This is a genomic window from Streptomyces sp. 1331.2 (assembly GCF_900199205.1).
Classification (GTDB): Bacteria; Actinomycetota; Actinomycetes; order Streptomycetales; family Streptomycetaceae; genus Kitasatospora.
The window spans coordinates 1896654-1917486 of the sequence record NZ_OBMJ01000001.1 but is presented as its reverse complement, the minus strand read 5'-3'; the positions used below and the strand labels follow the sequence as shown (position 1 = coordinate 1917486).

The following is a 20833-nucleotide window of genomic DNA, read 5'->3' as shown; positions in this document are numbered from 1 at the left end:
ATTCTCAGTGCACCTGCCAACCGCAGCTGCCGCATGACGACTCGGGAGGGCCAACCCCAATGAGAGTTCCTCGGATCAGCCGGACCCGGTACGCGGCGGTGGGCCTCGTGCTCGCCACCGCCGGCGCCGTCGCGCTCCCGGCCGGCAACGCCGTGGCGGCCCCCTCCGCCGACCCGACGACCGGTCCGCTGCTCAGCTACGTCGTCAACACCAAGGCCAACCACGGCCAGGTGCAGAAGGTCGAGCAGGCCGTCAAGGGCCTCGGCGGGACGGTCGTCTACTCCTACGACCAGATCGGCGTCGTCATCGCGCGCTCGACGGACACCAAGTTCGCCGAGAAGCTGCGCCTGGCCAAGGGCGTCGAGTCCGTCGGTGCCAGCCGCACCAAGGGCATCACGGCCGCCGACCAGCAGCAGGCCGAGGTCGCTGCCGAGCCCACCGCCGCGCCGGCCCCCGGCGAGGAGCCGTACGAGGCCAACCAGTGGGACATGCGCCAGATCGGTGTCGACAAGGCGCACAAGATCTCGCTCGGCAGCCGCAACGTCACCGTCGGCGTGCTGGACTCCGGCATCGACGCCACCCACGAGGACCTGGCCGCCAACGTGGACGCCTCGCAGTCGGTCTCCTGCATCGACGGCGGCAAGCCGAACACCGACTGGCAGGCCTGGCAGCCGGGCAAGGACGGTGCCCACGGCACCCACGTGGCCGGCACCATCGCCGCCGCCAAGAACGGCAAGGGCATCGTCGGCATCGCCCCGAACGTCAAGCTGGCCGCGGTCCGGGTCGTGGACGACGGCGGGTTCATCTACCCGGAGTACGCGATCTGCGGCTTCGTGTGGGCCGGTGAGCACCAGTTCAAGGTGACGAACAACAGCTACTACATCGACCCGTGGATGTTCAACTGCCCGAACGACAAGGACCAGGCCGCGATCACCGCCGCCGTCCGCAAGGCCGTCGCGTTCTCGCAGCGCAAGGGCGTCCTCAACGTCGCCGCCGCGGGCAACGAGAACATCGACCTGGCGCACAAGACCACTGACGTCTCCAGCCCGGACGACACCACCCCCGGCACCCGCCCGGTCACCAACGACTGCCTGTCGCTCCCGACCGAGCTGCCGGGCGTCGTCGTGGTCTCCTCGGTCGGCGTCAACGGCGAGAAGTCGTACTACTCCAGCTACGGCAAGGGCGTCGTGACCGTCGCCGCGCCGGGTGGCGACAAGCGCTACCAGATCCCGAACACCCCGGACAAGGACGGCCGCATCCTGTCCACCATCCCCGGTGGCAAGTACGGCTACATGCAGGGCACCTCGATGGCCTCGCCGCACACCACCGGCGTGCTCGCCCTGCTCGCCAGCACCTTCCCGTGGGCCAGCCCCGACGAGCTGACCGAGATGCTCACCAACCAGGCCGAGTCCCACGCCTGCCCGACCGGGGAGTTCAACCCGGGCGGCGTCGGCCAGTGGAAGGCCACCTGTGAGGGCGGCGCGGACGACAACGGCTTCTACGGCGCCGGCATCATCAACGCCGAGAAGGCGGTCCAGTGGTGGCGCTGACGTGCTGACCGCGGCGACACCTGATCGCTGAGCCGGGGAGCGGGGCCACCGGGCCCCGCTCCCCGGTCGCGTTTGAGTACCCGTACTCAGGCCGCCGCCGCGCCCGCCGCACAGGATGGATCCGTCACCACCGGAGCCACCACAGGAGTCGATCGGCATGGCGCAGTACCTTCCCGGCGAGCGGGCCCTCCCCGGCCGACCGGCCACCCCCGGCCGGCGGAACCGGATCGCCCTGGCCCTGGGCGTGGGTCAACTGCTGCTCGCCGCACCGATGCTCGCCCAGGTCCTGACCGGCGGCCTGGTGGTCGCGGTGATGGGCCTGGCCGCCGGAGGTCCGGCCGTCGCGGTGCTGCCCCTGGTCCTGCTGCTCACCGGCGGCCCGCTGCTCGGGTTGGGCGCCGCGGCCCTGGTCGCCCGGGTGCGGGGGCTGCCCGGGTCCGTGAGGTTCGCCGTGCTCGCCTCCGGCCTGCTGCTCGGCACCGCCGTCGAATACCTCGGCTGGGTCCGCCCCGCGATCGGCTGACGGCCTACGCCACCGGAGACCCTAGTCCTCGTCGAAGTGGTGGTCCCAGGCCGTCTCCACCGACGGCTTGCCGTGCAGGTCCGGTACGTCCCGCAGCCAGGCCGGCCGCCCGGCCCGGGTCCGGGCCGCCCGCCGGCGCTCGGCCTCGCGCAGCTGCTCGGGCGTGGCGAAGCCCTCCGGCATCCACTCCTCGGAGAGCACCGCCCGGGCGGCCAGGTGGGCGACGTACGCGTGCCGGACGGCGTCCACCGAGTCGAAGCCGGGCTCGCCGGCCAGCCACTCGTCCGGGACGAGCGCCAGCACCTCCTCCAGCAGCGGCACCGTGACCAGTGGGCCGAGCTCCTCGTCGGCCAGCCGGACGTCCGGGGCCGAGCCGCCGAGCGCGTGCGCGCTGAGGTCGTAGCGCTTGCCGACCGCCGCCTCGGCGCCCGCCCAGCGGTGGTGGAAGATCAGCGCGGCGCCGTTGTCGATCAGCCAGAGCCGCCCGTGCCAGACCACCAGGTTGGGGTTGTGCACGGTGCGGTCGACGTTGCCGGTGAGCGCGTCCAGCCAGACCACCCGGCCCGCCTCGGCGGAGTCCACCGGGACGAGCCCGGGCCGGTAGTCCGCCGCCCCGGGCAACAGGTCCATGCCGAGGTTGAGGCCGGCGCTGGCCTTGAGCATGTCCTGGATCTCGGTGTCCGGCTCGTCCGCGGCGACGGCCGGGTCGAAGTCCACCAGCCGCAGCTCCGGCACCCGCAGCCCCAGCCGCCGGGCCAGCTCGCCCACGATCACCTCGGCGATCAGCGCCTTGCGGCCCTGGGCGGCCCCGGTGAACTTGACCACGTACGTTCCCAGGTCGTCGGTCTCCACCACACCGGGCACCGAGCCACCGGCCCGCAGGGGGTCGACGTAGCGCACCGCAGTCACCAGATCGAGCACACCGGCCACCCTATCCCGCCGCGTCACGGGCGTGACCCTGTGATTGGCTTGCCGGTGAGAGCGCGACCCACCACACGAGGAGAGCAAGGTCATGGGACAGGTGCAGGCCACCACCGAGCGGGTCTACGATGCCGCCCCCGAGCGGGTCTACGAGGCGCTGGCCGACTACCAGGTGACCCGCCCGAAGCTGCTGCCCGCGCAGTACAGCGAGTACGAGGTCCGGGTCGGCGGCACCGGCGCGGGCACCCAGGTGCACTGGAAGCTGCAGGCCACCGAGAAGCGGGTGCGCGACTGCCTGTTCACCGTCTCGGCGCCCACGCCCGACCGGCTGGTGGAGAAGGACGCCAACTCCAGCATGGTGATCACCTGGACGGTCTCGGCCGTCGGCGAGGGCCGCTCCAAGGTCACGGTGACCGCCACCTGGCAGGGCGCCACCGGCATCGGCGGCTTCTTCGAGCGCACCTTCGCCCCCAAGGGCCTGAACCGGATCCATGACCAGGTGCTGGCCAACCTGGCCGCCGAGGTCCGCTGACGTCCGCTGACGTCCGCTGACGTCCGCTGACGTCCGCTGAGGTCCGCTGAGGCCTACCGAGGTCCGCCGAGGCACGCCGGCAGCGGAACCGGAGGCACCGGCACCGCGCGATTCGAGCCGTCCGTTCTTCAACACGCTTGAATCGCCCGGGAATTCGAATGGCTCGGGCACCCGTACGAGCAGCAAGCCGTACGGGTGGCCGAACCGCCACCTGCGGGTGACGAGGGCCGCCCGGCACGGGGGAGCCACCCTAGGCTCGCCGCCGTGCATATGACGATCCTTCACATTTCCCAACCGGTGGACGGCGGCGTCGCCCGCGTCGTCACCGACCTGGTCCGGGGGCAGCGCGAGGCCGGCCACCGGGTGCTGGTCGCCTGTCCGCGCGGCGGCCGGCTCGCCGAGGAGGCCGCCGCGGTGGGTGCCCTGGTCCAGGACTGGCCGGCCGGGCGCTCGCCCGGCGCGGGCACCGCCGCCGAGGCCTGGCGGCTGCGCCGGATCGTCCGGGCGGCCGCGCCCGACGTGGTCCACCTGCACAGCGCCAAGGCCGGGCTGGCCGGCCGGCTGGCCGTGCGCGGCGCGGTGCCGACCGTCTTCCAGCCGCACGCCTGGTCCTTCGCCGCCGTCGACGGCGCGCTGGCCGCCGCCACCCTGCGCTGGGAGCGCTTCGCCAGCCGCTGGGCGCACCGGCTGCTCTGCGTCAGCGTCCAGGAGCGGGCCGACGGCGTGGCCGCCGGGGTGCACGCCGACTGGGCCGTGGTGCCCAACGGCGTGGACGTCCGGCACTACGCGCCCGCCGACCGTCGGGCCGCCCGGATCGCGCTGGGCCTGGACCTGGACGCCCCGGTGGCGGTCTGCGTCGGGCGGCTCTGCCGGCAGAAGGGCCAGGACGTGCTGCTGGCCGCCTGGCCGGAGGTGCTGCGCCGGGTGCCGCAGGCCCGGCTGGCGCTGGTCGGCGGCGGGCCGGAGGAGCAGCGGCTGGCGGAATTGGTCCGCGGGACCGCCGAGCCCTCCCGGGTCCGGCTGGTCGGGGACGTGGCGGATCCGCGCCCGTGGCTGGCGGCGGCCGACCTGGTGGTGCTGCCCTCGCGCTGGGAGGGGATGGCGCTGGCCCCGCTGGAGGCGATGGCGGCCGCCCGTCCGGTGCTGCTGACCGACGTGCCGGGTGCGCGGGAGTGCCTGCCGCCGGGGGAGCGGGAGCACGCGGTGATCCCGCCCGAGGACGCGTCGGCCCTCGCCACCCGAATGGCCGAGGCGCTGTCCGATCCGATCGAGTGCGAGCGACGCGGCGCACGGCTGCGCGACCACGTCGTCGCCCGCCATGACGTGCGCACCGTGGTCGAACAGGTGGACGTCCTCTACCGCCATCTGCTGGGCGCCGGACCGGCCGCGGGGCGCCGCCGAGCCCGTGTCCCACAGCGGATCTGATCGTTTCACATGCCGTGAATGCCCGCCGTTCCGGCGCTGTCGTATTCGCACCCTCAACCGGATATGGGGCGAGGCGTCAAATCCGAAATACCTATTAATGGGCGGCTGGAATGAAACGGCAAGTCACCTTCCAGCCGGTGCTGCCCGGTTCTGTATTGTCGGATTTTGCCTGCTTCGTTCAGATTTCATTCCGGGAATTCACGGCTGAGCCCCTCGCAACCGAGTCCCTGGCGACCGGTCCCGTCGCGATCGGCCCCGCCGCGGGACATCCGAACGCCGCCAGCGGCAGCAGGTGCTGTCAGGACCGCGCCCGCCGGGCCGGGACGGCAGCCCCGCGCCAACCGGTGCCGGGGCACCGTCACCCCGGGCACACAGCAGGGGAGATCGTGCGCTGATGACCATTGACCACGACAGTGTGCCGCGAGCGGGCGGGCTGCTGTCCGGCCCCCGAAGGCCCGGCACCGGGCTGCTCGACCGTCCGACGGGGACGACGCGCGAACGCGCCGTCCCGGCACCGCGCCGCCACCGCGGGGCGGTCCGCAGCCGGCTGGCCCTGCCGCTCGCCCTGGTCCAGGCCGACATCATCGCGCTGTGCTCCGCCACCGGCATCGCCAACCGGGCCGTCGACCCGGCCGCCCCGCTCGACCCCCTGCTCGGCGTCCCCGCCGTCCTGCCCCTGCTGCTCCTGCTCAACCTCGCCGGCGGCCTCTACCGCTCCCGGCTCACCCTGTCCGTCCTGGACGAACTGCCCGCGCTGGCCGCCAGGGCGGTGGTCGCCGCCGCCTTCGCCGTCACCCTGTCCGGCTGCCTGAGCGGCCGCTGGCCCGACTGCGGCCCGGCCGACCCGGGCCGCCTCACCGCCCTGCTCGGCGCCCAACTGCTGATCGCCGGCATCGGCCGCGCGATCCTCTACGACATGGCCCGGCGGATCCGCCGCAGCCGCCCCAGTCCCGTCCTGGTGCTCGGCGCCGGCCGGCTCGGCCGCCGGATCGCCGCCGCCCTCGGCGAGCACGGCGAGTACGGGATGCGCCCGGTCGGTTTCCTCGACACCAACCCCCAACTGCCCTCCGACGGCACCGGCCTGCCAGTCCTCGGCGGCAGCGAGGTGCTGGAGCGCGAGGTGCGCCGGCACCGGGTCCAACACGTGATCGCCACCGCCGGCGCCACCGACGAGGCCGAGACCGCCACCGCCCTGCGCGAGGCCGCCCGGCTCGGCTGCCAGGTCTGGCTGGTACCGGCCCTGCGCGAGTACGGCTCGCTGCCCGCCACCCCGATCGCCGGCGCCGACCACCTGTGGGGCTTCCCCTGCCTGCGGGTCGGCCGCCCCGCGATGCGCCGGCCCGGCTGGGCCGCCAAGCGTGCCCTGGACATCACCGCCGCCACGATCGGCCTGCTGCTGCTCGCCCCCGTCCTGGTGCTCTGCGCCCTCGCCGTCCGCTTCGACACCGGCCCCGGCGTCCTCTTCCGCCAGCAGCGCACCGGACTGGACGGCAAGGTCTTCACCGTCCTCAAGTTCCGCACCCTGCGCCCCAGCAACGAGCACGAGTCGGCGACCCGCTGGAACATCGCCCAGGACCACCGGATGGGCGCCGTCGGCCGGCTGATGCGCAAGAGCTCGCTGGACGAGCTGCCGCAGCTGTGGAACGTCCTGCGCGGCGACATGAGCCTGGTCGGTCCGCGCCCCGAACGCCCGTACTTCGTCATGCGGTTCGGCCAGGCCTACCCCGAGTACGCCGACCGCCACCGCGTCCCGGTCGGCCTCACCGGCCTCGCCCAGGTCAACGGCCTGCGCGGGGACACCTCCATCGAGGACCGGGCCCGGTTCGACAACCGCTACATCGAGAGCTGGAGCCTCTGGCAGGACGTCAAGATCCTGTGCCGCACCGCGGCCATGATGCTCCACCCGGACGGGAGCTGACCGCGTGGCCCTGACCCTCACGGCCCTTCCCCGTCCCTCCTTACGGCGCGCCCTGCCCGCCCTCGCGGACCGGCCCAGCCTGCTGGCCGCGGCCACCGTCCTGCTGGTCTGCGTGCCCACCGGGGAGAAGGACGTCGCCGCGGCCGTCCACATCACCGCCGCCGACCTCGCCTCGCTGGCCCTCGTCGCCCTCACCGCGCTGAACCTGCTGCGCGGGCGGCTGCCCGCCGTCGACCGGACCACCTGCCTGCTGTTCGGCGGGATCGTGGTTGCCGCCGCCGTCGCCACCGTCGGCTCGATCGACCCGGCCACCAGCGTCACCGGCTTCGTCCGGCTGACCCAGGTCTTCGTCCTGGTGCCCGCCGGGGTGCTCTGCGCGCTGCGCGACCGCACCGACCAGCGCCTGGTCCTCGGCTCCTTCGTGCTCGCCGCACTGATCCAGGGCGTGGTCGGCGCGAACCAGTACCTCACCCGCACCGGCGCCTCCTACACCGGCCAGCCGATCCGCGCCGTCGGCACCTTCGGCGCGCTCGACATCATGGCGATGTCCACGGTGGTCAGCTACGGGCTGCTCGCCGCCCTCGCGCTCGCGCTGGGGGCCCGCGAGCCGGACGGCAACGTGCGGCTGCTGCGGCGGGCGATGTTCGCCGCCGCGGCCTTCCTCGCCTTCCCGCTCGCCGTCTCCTTCAGCCGCGGCAGCTGGATCGCCACCGCTCTTGCCGCCACCGTGCTGCTGCTGCGCGCCGACGCCCGGCTCGCCGTCCGCAGCGCCGTCCTCGGCCTGGCCGCCGCGGTCGTCCTGGTCGGCGGCCTCGGCCTCGGCGGCTCCGGCGTCACCCAGCGGCTCAGCTCGATCGGCTCCGTCTCCGCCGCCCCCGACCAGTCCGTCTCCGACCGCTACGACCTGTGGGCCACCGCCGGGCGGATCTGGCAGGACCACCCGGTGCACGGCGCCGGCCCCAAGGCCTTCCAGCAGCTGCGCGACAGCCACGCCCCGCTGCGGCTGTCCTCCGGCAGCGACGCCGCCGACGCCACCATCGGCTTCCAGCGCGAACCGCTGCTCTCCCCGCACAACATGTACTTCCTGGTCCTCAGCGAGCAGGGCCTGATCGGCATCGTCGCGTACGCTGCGCTCTTCCTCGTCCTCCTGATCGGCTGCCTGCGCCGCTCCCGCGGCCCCGGCCTCGCGGCGCTCGCCCTGCTCACCTGGGTACTGGTCGATTTCCTGTACGCCGACATCGGCGGCACCACCACCGTGCTGACCTCCGTCGTCCTCGGCCTTGCCGCCCGCGCCGCCGCCGGGGAGCCGGGACCCGGGGGCCGCGGGACCGAGCGCCCCGGAGGCGAGGGGGCGATGACGCCGTGAACACCGACCAGCCGGCCGCCCTGGCCCCCGCCCTCCCGGCCCCGCGCAGCGCCCCCGCCGTGCAGCCGGCCCCGGGTGCGGACCCGCCGCCCCGGCGCGGCTTCCTCGCCAAGGCCTTCGGCATCACCGCCGTGCTCAGCGCCGCCGGCTCCGGCCTCGGCCTGCTGCGCGACCTCCTGCTGGCCCGCTACTTCGGGGCCAACCAGGGCACCGACGCCTTCCTGGTCGCCTGGACCGTCCCCGAGACGGCCGCACCACTGCTGATCGAGGACGCCATGTCCTTCCTCATGGTGCCCGCCTTCGCCCTCGCCCTGGTGCTGCGCGAGGAGGACCCGGACGCGCCCGACCCGGTCCGCCAGCTGGTCCGCGCCACCATGCCCTGGCTGCTGATCGCACTCAGCGCCCTCGCCCTGGCCGCCGCCGTCGGCGCCCCGCAGCTGGTCGACCTACTCGCCCCCGGCCTGCCCGACCCGGGCCTGGCCGTCACCTGCACCCGGATCACCGCGATCACCGTGCTGCCCTTCGGCGTGGCCGGCTACCTGGCCGCCGCGCTGCGCGCCCACCACCGCTTCACCGCCCCGGCCGGCATCTACGTCGTCTACAACCTCGGCATCCTCGCCGTCCTGCTCGGCTTCCACGCCGCACTCGGCGTGAGCTCCGCCGCCCTCGGCGTCGCGGCGGGCAGCCTGCTGATGGCCGGTCTGCTGGTCGGCCCGTTCCTGCGCGGGCTGCGCCGGGGCCCGTCCGGCGCCGGGCGCGGCCGCCGCTCCCGGCAGGCGCTGGTGCTGATGCCGCTGGCCCTGCTGCCGGTGGGCGCCTTCACCCTGACCCGCCAGTCGCAGGTCTTCGTCGAGCGCTACCTCGGCTCGGCGCTGCCGCCCGGCACCATCTCGCACCTCAACTACGCCGCCAAGGTCTCCCAACTCGCCATGACGGCAGGCATCCTGATCTGCACCGTCACCTTCCCGCTGGTCGCCCGGGCGCTCGCCGCCGGGGACCTCACCGCCGCCCGCGACCGGGTGGAGAAGGACCTCGGCCAGGCGGCGGCCGTCGTCCTGCTCGGCACCGCCTTCCTGATGGCCTGCGCGCCCTCCGTGGTCTCGCTGCTGTTCGAGCGCGGCGCCTTCGGTCCGCACGACACCGCTGCCACCGCCGACGTCATCCGGGTGTACAGCTTCGGCCTGCCCGCCCAGGCACTGATCGGCGTGATGATCCGCCCGTACTTCTCGCTGCGCCCGGTGGTCCGCCGAGCCGACGACCCGGCCACCGAGGACGGCGGGCGCAGACTGCTGGACTGGTACCCGGCCGCGGCCATGGTGCTCGGCCTCGGCGTCACCGTCGCCACCGGCCTGCTCGCCACGTCCCGCTTCGGCGCCCTGGGGCTCGCCGCCGGCAACGCCGCCGGCATCACCACCACCGCCGCGCTGCTGCTGCGCGGCCTGGTGCTGCGCGGCATCCCGCTGCGGCTGCGCCGGGTGCTCGGCGGCCACGGCCGGCTGGTGGCCGCCGCCGCCGGGGCCACCGTGCTCGGCACCGCGGCCGCCGGACTGGCCGCCGACCCGCTGCTCTCGACCCTCCTCGGGGGCCTCACCGTGGCGCTGGCCTTCGCCGCGCTCGGCACCGGCCTCGGAGCCCGCGAGGTGCGCGGTCCGGTCCTCGCCGCCGCCCGGGCCGTGGGGCCGGTCCGGACTCCGCCGGCCGGCGCCGGGCCCACCGCCGCCGCGCCAACCGTCGCCGAAGAAGGGAAGCGTCCCGATGGACAATGAACGGGGAACCGTCCGTTCGGCCCGGAAGGGCGTCGGCAGCGTCCCGCCGTACCGGGCACGACTGCCCAGGAGCCGTCACCCGGTCGGCGAACCGCCGAACCCGGGCTCCGCCTCGCCGTGGATCCTGATGTACCACTCGGTGGCGGTCGAGAAGGAGGACCCGTACCGGCTCACCGTCAGCCCCGAGCGGTTCGCCGAGCAGATCGCCTGGCTGCACCGGAGCGGCCGGCGCGGCGTCTCCGTCCGCGAGCTGATGCGGGCTCGCGCGCTCGGCCGGGACGACCGGCTGGTCGGCCTCACCTTCGACGACGGCTACGCCGACTTCGCCCGGTACGCCGTGCCGATCCTCCAGGCGTACGGCTTCACCGCCACCGCGTACGTGGTCGCCGATCTGCTCGGGCGGGACAACGACTGGGACGCCGAGGGCCCGCGCAAGAAGCTGCTCACCGTCCAGGAGGTCACCGAACTCGCCGCCGCCGGCTGGGAGATCGGCTCGCACGGCCTCGGCCACCAGGCGCTGCCCGGCCTGCCGGCCGAAGCCCTGGCGGTGCAGGCCCGGGAGAGCCGGCGCCTGCTGGAGGAGGTCGTCGGCGGCCCGGTCACCGGCTTCTGCTACCCGTACGGCGCCGTCGACCTGCCCGCCACCCAGGCCATCCGGGACGCCGGCTACGACTACGCCTGCGCCATCGCGCACTCCCCGCTCACCGGCCGCTTCGCCTTGCCCCGCTGCTACGTCGGCGACCGCGACGGCGCCTGGCGGCTGCGCGCCAAGAAGGGCCGGCTCCGGCTTCGCGACGCCGTCACCGAACTGCGCCGCGCTCGCACCGCCCGAGGCGCGGGCGAGCGTGGTGGAGGCGAGCGGGCGAAGACGGACCGCCCCGAGCCGAAGCCGAAGGGGAATGTCGGCAGCGGGTCCGAGCGTCGTGGAGGCGAGCGGGCGAAGACGGAGCGCCGGTCATGAAGGTGCTGCACATCGTCACCGGGCTCGCCTCCGGCGGCGCGGAGCGCCAACTCCAGTTGCTGATCCGGAACTTGCCCGCGCACCAGCAGTGCGAGGTGCTGGCCCTGACCAACCCCGGCACGGTCGCCGCGGCCCTGCGCGCCGAGGGCGTGACCGTCCACCACCTCGACATGCGCGGCAACCGGGACCTCGGCGCCCTGCCCCGGCTGGTCCGGCTGGTCCGGGTCGGCCGTTACGACCTGGTGCACACCCACCTCTACCGGGCCCAGCTGTACGGCCGGCTGGCCGCGCGGCTGGCCGGGGTGCGCGCGGTGGTCTCCACCGAGCACTCGCTGCACGCCGGGGTGATCGAGGGCCGTCCGGTCACCCGGGGCGTCAAGGGCCTCTACCTGGCGGCCGAACGGCTCGGCAGCACCACCGTCGCGGTCTCCCGCCAGGTCGCCCAGACGCTGCGCTCCTGGGGCGTCCCGTCGGCCCGGATCGAGCTGATCCCCAACGGCATCGACACCGGCCGCTACCGCCTCCCGCCGGTCGAGCGGGCCGCCGCGCGCCGTCGGCTGCGGGCCGAACTCGGCCTGCCGCAGGGGAGTTGGGTGGTCGGCGGGGTCGGCCGGCTGGTCCCCGGCAAGCGCTTCGAGGTGCTGGTCGAGGCGCTGGCCGAGCTCGACCCGGCGACCCGGCTGGTGCTGGTCGGCGAGGGCCCGGCGCGCACCGCATTGGAGCGCCGGGCCGACGAGCTCGGTGTCCGGGAGCGGCTGTTGCTCACCGGCGAGCGCGACGACGTACCGGAGTTGCTGACCGCGCTGGACGTGCTGGCCGCGCCTTCCACCGCGGAGACCTTCGGCCTCGGGGTCCTGGAGGGCCTGGCGGCCGGGCTGCCGGTGCGGCACAGCGCCTGCCCGGCGCTCGACGAACTGCCGCCCAGCGCCGCCCCGCAGGCCCGCCGCATCCCCTCCGAGCCCGCCGCCTACGCCGCTGCGCTGCGCGACCTGCGGCACCTGAGCGAGCACATCGCCGACCCGCTGCCGCACCCCCCGGCCGTCGGCCACTACGACATCGCCCGGGTCGCCGCCGACCTGGGCGCCCTCTACGACCGGCTGGCCCGCGTCTGACCGCCCGCCACCGCCGGAACCGCCGTCCCATCCCCAAGGAGCCACAGCCATGACCACACCGCGCCGAACCGCTCGCCGCCTGGCCCGCCGCTGGTGGCCGGTGGCGCTCGCGGTGCCGCTGGGCGCCGCGGCCGGCGCCGGGTACGCCGTCGTCTCGCACCCCTCGTACGCCGCCAGCGCCTACGTCCTGGTGGTCCCGCAGAACCCGGGCGAGGCCGCGACCGCGACCAACTTCGCCCAGGCGTACGGACGGTTGGCGGGCCAGCCGCAGGTGCTCGCGGTGGCGGCCGGCGAGACCGGCCACACCCGGGCGGAGCTGGAGTCCCTGGTGCACGGGACGACCTCCCCGGACGCTCCGATGATCGAGATCACCGGCACCGGGACGAGCGGACAGGAGGCCGCCCGGACCGCCGACGCGGTGGCCGACTCGCTCGTCGCCTTCGCCAACACCAGCAGCAGGGACACCAACGTCCGGCTGGTGACGCTGGCCCCGGCCGCCGCGCCGGACAAGCCGACCACGCCCTCCGGGAAGCTGGACGTCGCGGTCGGCGGCGCGGCCGGGCTGCTGCTCGGCGCGCTGGTGATGATGACCCGTCGGCGGGGCGGGGCCGGGGCGCCGGAGGCCGCCGAGGCCGTCGAGGGCACCGGGAGCGCGGACGCCGTTGCGGAGCCGACCGAGGCTCCCGTGACGCCGCGCCCGCGCAGCGAAGAGCAGCCGGCCGAGGCCGAGGCCGACGCCAAAGCCGACGCCAAGGGCACGGCGGTCGCGGCGCCGGTCAAGGAGAAGGCCGTGGCCCGGAGCGGACGATGAGCACCGAGACCCGCGGCGCGGGACTGCCGGCCCAGGCCGCGGCGCCCTCCTGGACCACCGAGCTGCGCCACGAGGACGACGCCCTGGACAGCCTCGCCGAGGAGTGGGACGCCCTGGCCGCCCGCTGCCGGACGGCCACCTTCTTCCAGGCCGCCGCCTGGCAGCGCTCCTGGTGGCGTCAGTACGGCCGCCCTGGTGCCCTGCTCGTGGTGCTGGTGCGCCGGGACGGCCGGCTGGTCGGCGCGGGCGCCTTCATGCGCCGCGGCGGCCCGCTCGGCGGTCTGACCGGCCTCGGCGCCGGGCTGGTCGACTACTCCGACGTGCTGCTCGACGACGACTGCGCCGACCGGGCCGCCGCCGAATTCGCCGCCGCGCTCCCGCTGAACCGCCCCTGGCACTCGCTGGAGCTGCGCGAGGTGCACCCCGAGGCCGCGGTGCAGCGGGTGTACGAGCACTGGCGGGGCAGTCGCCGCCGCTTCCAGGACTCGCTCTGCCAGTACCTGCCCGCCGTCCCGATGGAGCGGCTGCTCAAGCGGTTGCCCGGCAAGACCGCCCAGCGCAGCCGAGTGAAGCTGCGCAAGATCGCCGAGGCCGGGATCCAGGTCCGCTCGACGCCGCCGGCCGAGGTGGCGGAGGCGCTGGAAGGGCTGCTGCGGCTGCACTACCTGCAGTGGCAGGAGCGCGGCGTCACCCCCGAGCACCGCACCGAGCGCTTCGCCCGGCACCTGACCGAGTCCACCACGGGGCTGGTAGCCGCCGGCAAGGCCGCCGTCCACCAGTTCCACCTGGACGGGGAGCTGGTCGCGGTGAACCTGCTGCTGCTCTGCCCGTCCTTCGGCGGGCTGTACCTGTACGGCGCGCATCCGGTGCTGCGCGAGCGGCTGGACATCGCCGGGCTGCTGTTCGGCGCGGCGCTGGAGGAGACGGTCGGCGCGGGCATCCCGGTGCTCGGGCTGCTGCGCGGCCAGGAACCGTACAAGCAGCGCTGGCGGCCGGACCGGCTGCCCAATCAGCGGTTGCTGCTCGGCCCGGCGGGGGCGGCGCCGGTGGCGGCCGTCCGGGCCGGGGCGGTGCGGGTGCGGCAGCAGGCGGCGCACCAGCTGCGCACCCGCTTCCCGCGGCTCAAGGAGGCGCTGCTGGCCTGCCGCCGCGGCTGACCGCTCACCGCCGCGCCGGCGTCGAGGTCGGCGTCGAGGTCGTCACCGGGCTCGCGGTCGGGCTCGGCGTGGCCGGCGACGGGCTCGGCCGGGCGGGGAGGCTCGGGCTGGCGGGCGCGGTGGGCACCGCCGGGGCGGTGGGGGCCGGGGGCGCGGTCGGCACCGCCGTCGGCGCCCCCTTCGAGCCGGACATCAGCTGCTTGAACCGCGCCGCCGAGCGCGGGTTGCGGGAGCACTGGAAGAAGCCGTGCGGGCAGTAGTCGGTCACGGTCTGGTAGGCGGTGTCGTGGGTGCGCATCCACTCGACCATCCGCTGCACGAACTCGGGGTTGTCGCCGTTGCGGAACAGCCCCCACTCCGGGTACGAGACCTGCTTGCCGCGCTTGGCGGCGAACTCCACCTGGTCCTGCAGGCCGTACGGCTCGCGGACGTAGTCGTCGAAGGTGCCCCCGGCGGGCTGGTCGTAGCTGTCCATGCCGATGATGTCGACCACGTCGTCGCCGGGGTAGCACTTGGTCCAGGGGATCGCGTCCAGGCCTCGGTTGGGGGCGAAGTCGAAGCGGAAGCGCTGCCCGGGCACCGAGCGCATCACGCCGACGATCCGCCGCCAGTACGACTTCCAGGCGGAGGGGTCGGGCTTGCAGCGGTGGGTGTAGGTAGTGCCGTTCATCTCCCAGCCGAGGGTCAGTACGGTGTCCGCGCCGCCCAGCGCGACCAGCCGCCGGGCGAGCTTGAGGAAGTGCCCGTCGAAGTCGCCGCGCGCGCCCTGGGCGAGCAGCTTGGCCACCTCGCCGTCGGGCACGTTCGCCTCGTTGGGCACCAGCATCGGCACGCCGAGCACGAGCAGCCGGGAGGGGTCCGCCAGCCGCCACTGGGACCACATGCCGAGGACCACCGGCTCGCCCTCGACGTCGGCCCAGCCGTTGCCCGCCAGGTAGGTGTGGCCGACCTGCAGGTTCGCGTTGCCCAGCCACTGCGCGTACCGGCCGATCTGCGGGATGTAGTTGTCCCAGGAGCCGACGAAGGCGCCGAAGGGCGGCTCGTGCCGGGGCCGCTGCACCGGTGGGCGGGGAGCGGCGCCTCGGGGTTCGAAGGCGTCCGAGGAGAGGCTGTGCCGTTCGGTCTGGCTGAACGGCGTCCCGGCCGGGACGCTGGCGGTGGCCATCAGCAGCAGGGCGGCGGCGGCCAGCGTCAGACGGCCGATTCGCATGGTCTCTCCTCCGGACGTCGCGGGGGTGGGGCGCCCGGTCTCGGCGTGGACGGACCGTGGCGCCCCGGTCGCCGAGAGTAGGTCCGCCGGGGGACGAAAAAGCCGAATGTCACCCTAAAGTGGGCGGTATTCGAACGCCGTCTGCCGCATCGGCGGCCGCTGCACCGCCATGTATCAGCTCTGTAACGGTCCGGCCGGGCCCGCGCGGGCCGCTCCGGCGCGCCCCGCGAAGCGGCCCGGGCGCCGACGACGCAGGTGGGCGGGCGGACGAACGGGCGGGTCGGACGGGCCCGGGCCGCCGACCGCGGAGCCGGGCGGGGGAGTGAACCGAGCTGACTCGCGTGCCCGCCGAAAGGTACGCTCCGGCCGTGTCCCGGAAGCCGCTGCGTGTACTGACCCCCCGCTCGATCCTGCCTGCCCTGGCGGTGATGCTGGTCCTTGCGGCCGGAGCGGCGGCACACGCGAACAAGCCGGTGCCGTTCGGCGACCGGGTGGCCGGGCCGGGCGCGGAGGCCACGCCGGTGAACTCGGAGTCGCTCAGCGCGGCCGACCTGGACCTGCGGGTGGGCCCGGGCCTGGAGGCCTTCCACAAGCAGACCGGCGAGCAGGCCTGGTCGTACCGGCGCGAGGGCGCCGAGGCGCTCTACCTGGCGATGGCCGGGGACAACGCGATCGTGGTCTGGGACGACGGCCTGGTCACCTCGGTGCGCCCCGGCGACCACGAGGTGCGCTGGCACCGCGCGGTGCCCGGCCTGGCGGACTGGCTGCGCGGCGACGGCGAGCCCGGCGCCGACAAGCGGACCGACGTCCAGCGCAAGCAGCTCGCCAAGCAACGGGCCGCGGCCGCGCTGCACACCGTCCAGCGGGACGGCTCGCCCTGGCTGGCCCTGGTGACGCCCAACCTGACCATGGGCCTGCGCGACGCCGACGGCGACCTGCGCTACAACGACAAGCCGTCCAACGGCTGCGTCTACGACCCGCTGCGCGCCGTGCACACCGACTACGCGGTGCTCATCCCGCGCACCTGCAGCAACAGCAGCGGGCAGGCCGTCTCCGGCGGCATCACCGGCTACCGGCTGGACAGCAACGGCTGGGCGACGAGCACCGGCCCGACCGCGACGGTCAAGGTGCTGGACCGCAGCCGGGTGGAGATCACCGACGGCCCGATCGTCCCGCCCCGGGTGTTCGACACCAGGGCGGCCGCGCCCGAGACGCCCTGCGGCAGCCTGGACGCGCCGTTCGCCGCGGTCCGTCCGCAGGGCGGCTGCGCGGACCCGGCGGTGACCCCGACCGTGGACGCCCCGCCGGCTCCGGTCGCTCCGGTGGCCCCGGCCGGGTCGGACGCCCCGACGGCCCCCACGGGGGACCAGCCGGACGCGCAGCAGCAGTGACCGGCCGCCTCGCGGGCACCCCCGGTCGGCCGTCCCCCAAAGGGGTGTTCCGGACGGCCCGGTAGACTTGCCGCCATGGCTATCTTCTCCGGGCAATAGCGGGCGGCGGCGCCCTGCCCGTCGCGCCGACCGCCGATGAAGCCCCTTTCCGCTCGCCCGGCCCCGGGCCCTCCGTCCGGCCGCCCGCCCACGTCCCAGGAGTAGTTCCCAGCCATGATTTCCGCCAACGCCGTAGAGCTGCGCGCCGGTGCCCGGATCCTGATCGAGTCCGCGAGCTTCAAGGTCGCCGCCGGTGACCGGATCGGCCTGGTCGGGCGCAACGGCGCCGGCAAGACCACGCTCACCAAGGTGCTGGCCGGCGAGGGCCTGCCCGCCGCCGGGACCATCACCCGTTCTGGCGAGGTCGGCTACCTCCCGCAGGACCCGCGCACCGGCGACCTGGACGTCCTCGCCAAGGACCGCATCCTGTCCGCCCGCGGCCTCGACACCGTGCTGAGGAAGATGCGCGAGAACGAGGACCGGATGGCGAACGGTCAGGGCGCCACCCGGGACAACGCGATGAAGAAGTACGCCCGGCTGGAGACCGAGTTCCTCACCAAGGGCGGGTACGCCGCCGAGGCCGAGGCCGCCACCATCGCCGCCGCGCTGGGCCTGCCGGACCGCATCCTCGGCCAGCCGCTGCACACCCTCTCCGGTGGTCAGCGCCGTCGCGTCGAGCTCGCCCGGATCCTCTTCTCGGACTCCGACGTGCTGCTCCTCGACGAGCCCACCAACCACCTGGACGCGGACTCCATCGCCTGGCTGCGGGACTTCCTGAAGACGTACAAGGGCGGCTTCATCGTCATCTCGCACGACGTCGACCTGGTCGAGACGGTCGTCAACAAGGTCTTCTACCTGGACGCCAACCGCTCCGCCATCGACGTCTACAACATGGGCTGGAAGCAGTACCAGCAGCAGCGCGAGGACGACGAGAAGCGCCGCAAGCGCGAGCGCGCCAACGCCGAGAAGAAGGCCGCGACCCTCAACGCGCAGGCCGACAAGATGCGCGCCAAGGCGACCAAGACGGTGGCCGCGCAGAACATGGCCCGCCGCGCCGAGAAGCTGCTCACCGGGCTGGAGCAGGTGCGCCAGAGCGACAAGGTCGCCAAGCTGCGCTTCCCGGACCCGGCCCCCTGCGGCAAGACCCCGCTCACGGCCAGCGGGCTCTCCAAGTCCTACGGCTCGCTGGAGATCTTCACCGACGTCGGCCTGGCCATCGACCGCGGCTCGCGGGTCGTCATCCTCGGCCTCAACGGCGCCGGCAAGACCACCCTGCTGCGGATGCTGGCCGGGGTGGAGCAGCCCGACACCGGCGAGGTGATCCCGGGCCACGGCCTGAAGATCGGCTACTACGCCCAGGAGCACGAGACGCTGGACCCGGAGCGCTCGGTGCTGGAGAACATGCGCTCCTCGGCGCCGGACACCGACCTGGTGCAGATCCGCAAGATCCTCGGCTCCTTCCTGTTCTCCGGCGACGACGTCGACAAGCCGGCCGGGGTGCTCTCCGGCGGTGAGAAGACCCGTCTGGCGCTGGCCACCCTGGTGGTCTCCTCGGCCAACGTGCTGCTGCTCGACGAGCCCACCAACAACCTCGACCCGGCCAGCCGCGAGGAGATCCTGGGCGCGCTGCGCGAGTTCTCCGGCGCGGTCGTGCTGGTCACCCACGACGAGGGCGCGGTCGACGCGCTCCAGCCGGAGCGGATCATCCTGCTGCCGGACGGCGTGGAGGACCTGTGGAGCCCGGCCTACGCCGACCTGGTCTCCTTGGCCTGACCGGAAGTAGACACGGCATCCGCTTTTCGGACCAGAAAATCTAGTCCTTACGGCGTGTCCGGGAATGAAGTAGACCCGGATTCCGTTTAAGGACTTCCTGTCGGCCCGCCACTCGATCGTGGTCGGGCCGACGCTGCTGATCAGCTCTTTCTCGGCGAACGGCGGCACCCGCCCGGGGGCGTGCACTCTGCGTGAGCGCCCTGGTGCGCTCGGATCACCACCGACGGACCACGCATTTCCGACATCGACCTTGTCGAATGGGTGGCCAGGACGCGGTGGATGGGTGATCATGGGAATCTGACCGAGCAACGCTACGAGGAGGCACGGGTGGCCGAGACTCTGAAAAAGGGCAGCCGGGTGACCGGTGCCGCGCGTGAGAAGCTCGCGGCCGATCTCAAGAAGAAGTACGACTCCGGGGCGAGCATTCGCGCTCTCGCGGAGGAGACCGGTCGTTCGTACGGCTTCGTGCACCGGATGCTGAGCGAGTCCGGAGTGATCCTCCGGGGCCGCGGCGGTGCCACGCGGGGCAAGAACAAAGCGACTGCCGGGGCCGGTTCCTGACGGTTCGTCAGTCATTGGCTGGATGACGCGGCGGCAGGACGCCGACCGAGGAGACGACAGCTGGACGGTCAGCTGGGCGTCCGCCCTCGGGTCGTGTGAACCGGCCGCCGATCGTCATGTCCGGGGTGTCCGCCGACCCCGCCCTCCTTTCTCCGGCGGCGCCCGAAGGCCCCCGTCGATCTTTCCGGGCCGGGCCCCTGCCCTCGCGCGCCCAGGTTTGTTACTCTCCGGTAGCCACGTCCCTCGCCACCGGAGGTCCCCGCATGACCGCCCCCGCCACCGAACCGCAGGCCCCGAGCTGGGAGCGGGACGGCGTCCGCCTGGAGATCGAAGGCGAACTCGCCGTCGTCACCCTCTGTCAGCCCAAGCGGCGCAACGCCCAGTCGCCCGCGCTCTGGCGTGCCCTCACCGCCGCCGGCCGCGAGCTGCCCGGCAGCGTCCGGGTGGTCCTGCTCCGCGCGGAGGGCGTCTCCTTCTCGGCCGGGCTCGACCGGGCCATGTTCACCGCCGAAGGCATCCCGGGCGAGCCCACCTTCCTCCAGCTCGCGGCCGAGGGCGACAAGGAGCTGGACGACACCATCGCCTCCTACCAGGAGGCCTTCACCTGGTGGCGCCGCCCGGACCTGATCTCCATCGCCGTCGTCCAGGGCCACGCCGTCGGTGCGGGCTTCCAGCTGGCGCTCGGCTGCGACCTGCGGGTCGTCGCCGAGGACGTGCAGTTCGCGATGAAGGAGACCTCGCTCGGTCTCGTCCCTGACCTGGCCGGCACCAAGCCGCTCACCGAACTCGTCGGCTACGCCCGGGCGCTGGAGATCTGCGCCACCGGTCGCTGGGTCGGCGCCGAGGAGGCCGCGGCGATCGGGCTGGCCAACCTGGCCGTGCCGGGCGCGGAGCTGGACGCCGCCGCCCGTGACCTCGCGGGGGCCCTGCTGGCCGCTCCGCGCGGAGCGGTGATCGAGACCAAGGCCCTGCTGCAGGGGGCCGCCGGGCGCTCCTTCGAAGAGCAGCGTTCAGCCGAACGGGCGGCCCAGGCCCGTCGGCTGCGGGAGCTGGCCGGGATCGGCGACTGACCTTCCGTCGCCGACCGGTCGTCTCCGACCGCTCGTCGCCGAGCAGAGGCCCAGCCTCGGGGGACACCCCCGGGGCCGGGCCTTCCGCGTTTCCCGGGCACTCCGAGGGAGCCGGGCGGGCGCCGCTCGGCGGGCGAGGAACGTGGCGAAATGCCAGAGTTGGGGAGGTTTGCGATATAGCTGGAGCCGTACGACGGGAGACTCGCCCATGCCTGACACTCCGACGCCCGCGACCCTGCACAAGAACGCCGGCGGCACCCCGAACCCCGGACCGCCGCCGGGTTCCGGCGGCGCGAAGCCGGTCGCGGATCGCGGTCGTACGGCGCTGGCCGTCGGCGTGGTGGAGAAGATCGCCGGGATGGCCGCCCGGGAGGTCCCCGGGATCCACGCGCTGGGCTCCGGGCTCGCCCGGACCTTCGGCGCGATGCGGGACCGGGTGCCCGGCGGAAAGCCCAGTGTCGGGCGGGGCATCAAGGCCGACGTCGGCGAGAAGCAGACCGCGATCGACATCGCCCTGGTCGTCGAGTACGGCGTGGTCATTCCCGAACTCGCCCGCCAGGTACGGGAGAACATCATCAACGCGGTCGAGCGGATGACCGGCCTGGAAGTCGTCGAGGTCAACATCGCGGTCAACGACGTCCACCTCCCGGACGAACCGGAGTTCGAGGAGGAAGAGGAGTCGGTGTCGGCACCGGGGCAGCGGCCCAAGCTCAAGTAGGGCGCCCGCCCGGGCGGAGACGGCACGAG

Annotated in this window: 18 protein-coding genes; 16 read left to right on the top strand and 2 right to left on the bottom strand. The window is 74.1% G+C overall.

Annotated features, from left to right (window positions below):
- Positions 1–59 precede the first annotated feature (59 nt).
- Together CRP52_RS08000 and CRP52_RS07995 are read left to right on the top strand one after the other, a co-directional pair.
- Positions 60–1550, top strand: a complete 1491-nt coding sequence (locus CRP52_RS08000) for a S8 family peptidase (RefSeq protein ID WP_097235765.1) — start codon at positions 60–62, stop codon at positions 1548–1550.
- A 157-nt stretch (positions 1551–1707) separates the two neighbouring features.
- Positions 1708–2073 carry a hypothetical protein gene (locus CRP52_RS07995; protein ID WP_097235764.1) on the top strand — a complete coding sequence of 122 codons (366 nt, stop codon included), beginning with the start codon at positions 1708–1710 and terminating at the stop codon, positions 2071–2073.
- Positions 2074–2094: 21 nt separating this feature from the next.
- Here CRP52_RS07995 and CRP52_RS07990 read toward each other — a convergent pair whose 3' ends face one another.
- On the bottom strand, positions 2095–2994 hold the full coding sequence (locus tag CRP52_RS07990; RefSeq protein ID WP_097235763.1) for a HipA family kinase: 900 nt from the start codon (positions 2992–2994) through the stop codon (positions 2095–2097).
- A gap of 91 nt (positions 2995–3085) precedes the next feature.
- Here CRP52_RS07990 and CRP52_RS07985 point away from each other — a divergent pair, with 91 nt between their 5' ends.
- From CRP52_RS07985 to CRP52_RS07945, 9 genes are all read left to right on the top strand, one after another.
- On the top strand, positions 3086–3526 hold the full coding sequence (locus CRP52_RS07985) for an SRPBCC family protein (RefSeq protein WP_097235762.1): 441 nt from the start codon (positions 3086–3088) through the stop codon (positions 3524–3526).
- A gap of 270 nt (positions 3527–3796) precedes the next feature.
- Positions 3797–4951, top strand: a complete 1155-nt coding sequence (locus CRP52_RS07980) for a glycosyltransferase (protein WP_097235761.1) — start codon at positions 3797–3799, stop codon at positions 4949–4951.
- Positions 4952–5345: 394 nt separating this feature from the next.
- Positions 5346–6869 (top strand): sugar transferase, encoded by a 1524-nt coding sequence (locus tag CRP52_RS07975; protein WP_097235760.1) that lies wholly within the window; start codon positions 5346–5348, stop codon positions 6867–6869.
- Positions 6870–6873: 4 nt separating this feature from the next.
- On the top strand, positions 6874–8235 hold the full coding sequence (locus CRP52_RS07970; RefSeq protein ID WP_097235759.1) for an O-antigen ligase family protein: 1362 nt from the start codon (positions 6874–6876) through the stop codon (positions 8233–8235).
- A complete protein-coding gene (locus CRP52_RS07965) occupies positions 8232–10001 on the top strand; it encodes a lipid II flippase MurJ (protein ID WP_101948164.1) in 1770 nt (589 codons plus the stop codon). The genes CRP52_RS07970 and CRP52_RS07965 overlap by 4 nt, the downstream gene beginning before the upstream one ends.
- The gene (locus tag CRP52_RS07960) at positions 9991–10962 is read left to right on the top strand and encodes a polysaccharide deacetylase family protein (protein ID WP_097235757.1); all 972 of its coding nucleotides are present in this window, start codon (positions 9991–9993) and stop codon (positions 10960–10962) included. Before CRP52_RS07965 ends, CRP52_RS07960 begins: the two co-directional genes overlap by 11 nt.
- Positions 10959–12074 carry a glycosyltransferase gene (locus CRP52_RS07955; protein WP_097235756.1) on the top strand — a complete coding sequence of 372 codons (1116 nt, stop codon included), beginning with the start codon at positions 10959–10961 and terminating at the stop codon, positions 12072–12074. The genes CRP52_RS07960 and CRP52_RS07955 overlap by 4 nt, the downstream gene beginning before the upstream one ends.
- A 49-nt stretch (positions 12075–12123) precedes the next feature.
- Entirely contained in the window at positions 12124–12885 is a 762-nt protein-coding gene (locus CRP52_RS36905; protein WP_101948162.1) for a Wzz/FepE/Etk N-terminal domain-containing protein, read from the top strand.
- Positions 12882–14042, top strand: coding sequence for a GNAT family N-acetyltransferase (locus CRP52_RS07945; protein ID WP_097235755.1), 1161 nt, complete (start codon positions 12882–12884; stop codon positions 14040–14042). Before CRP52_RS36905 ends, CRP52_RS07945 begins: the two co-directional genes overlap by 4 nt.
- Before the next feature lie 4 nt (positions 14043–14046).
- Here CRP52_RS07945 and CRP52_RS07940 read toward each other — a convergent pair whose 3' ends face one another.
- Complete coding sequence (locus CRP52_RS07940) at positions 14047–15252, bottom strand: glycoside hydrolase family 26 protein (protein ID WP_107474890.1); 1206 nt, start codon at positions 15250–15252, stop codon at positions 14047–14049.
- A 368-nt stretch (positions 15253–15620) separates the two neighbouring features.
- Here CRP52_RS07940 and CRP52_RS07935 point away from each other — a divergent pair, with 368 nt between their 5' ends.
- The 5 genes from CRP52_RS07935 (at position 15621) to CRP52_RS07915 (ending at position 20804) form a co-directional block, all read left to right on the top strand.
- Positions 15621–16643, top strand: a complete 1023-nt coding sequence (locus CRP52_RS07935) for a hypothetical protein (RefSeq protein WP_097235754.1) — start codon at positions 15621–15623, stop codon at positions 16641–16643.
- Positions 16644–16856: 213 nt separating this feature from the next.
- Complete coding sequence (locus CRP52_RS07930; RefSeq protein ID WP_097235753.1) at positions 16857–18455, top strand: ABC-F family ATP-binding cassette domain-containing protein; 1599 nt, start codon at positions 16857–16859, stop codon at positions 18453–18455.
- A 327-nt stretch (positions 18456–18782) separates the two neighbouring features.
- Positions 18783–19016 carry a helix-turn-helix domain-containing protein gene (locus CRP52_RS07925; protein ID WP_030059940.1) on the top strand — a complete coding sequence of 78 codons (234 nt, stop codon included), beginning with the start codon at positions 18783–18785 and terminating at the stop codon, positions 19014–19016.
- Between the two features lie 263 nt (positions 19017–19279).
- Positions 19280–20086, top strand: coding sequence for an enoyl-CoA hydratase/isomerase family protein (locus tag CRP52_RS07920; protein WP_097235752.1), 807 nt, complete (start codon positions 19280–19282; stop codon positions 20084–20086).
- A 208-nt stretch (positions 20087–20294) separates the two neighbouring features.
- Positions 20295–20804, top strand: a complete 510-nt coding sequence (locus CRP52_RS07915) for an Asp23/Gls24 family envelope stress response protein (RefSeq protein ID WP_097235751.1) — start codon at positions 20295–20297, stop codon at positions 20802–20804.
- The last annotated feature ends 29 nt before the right edge of the window (positions 20805–20833 follow it).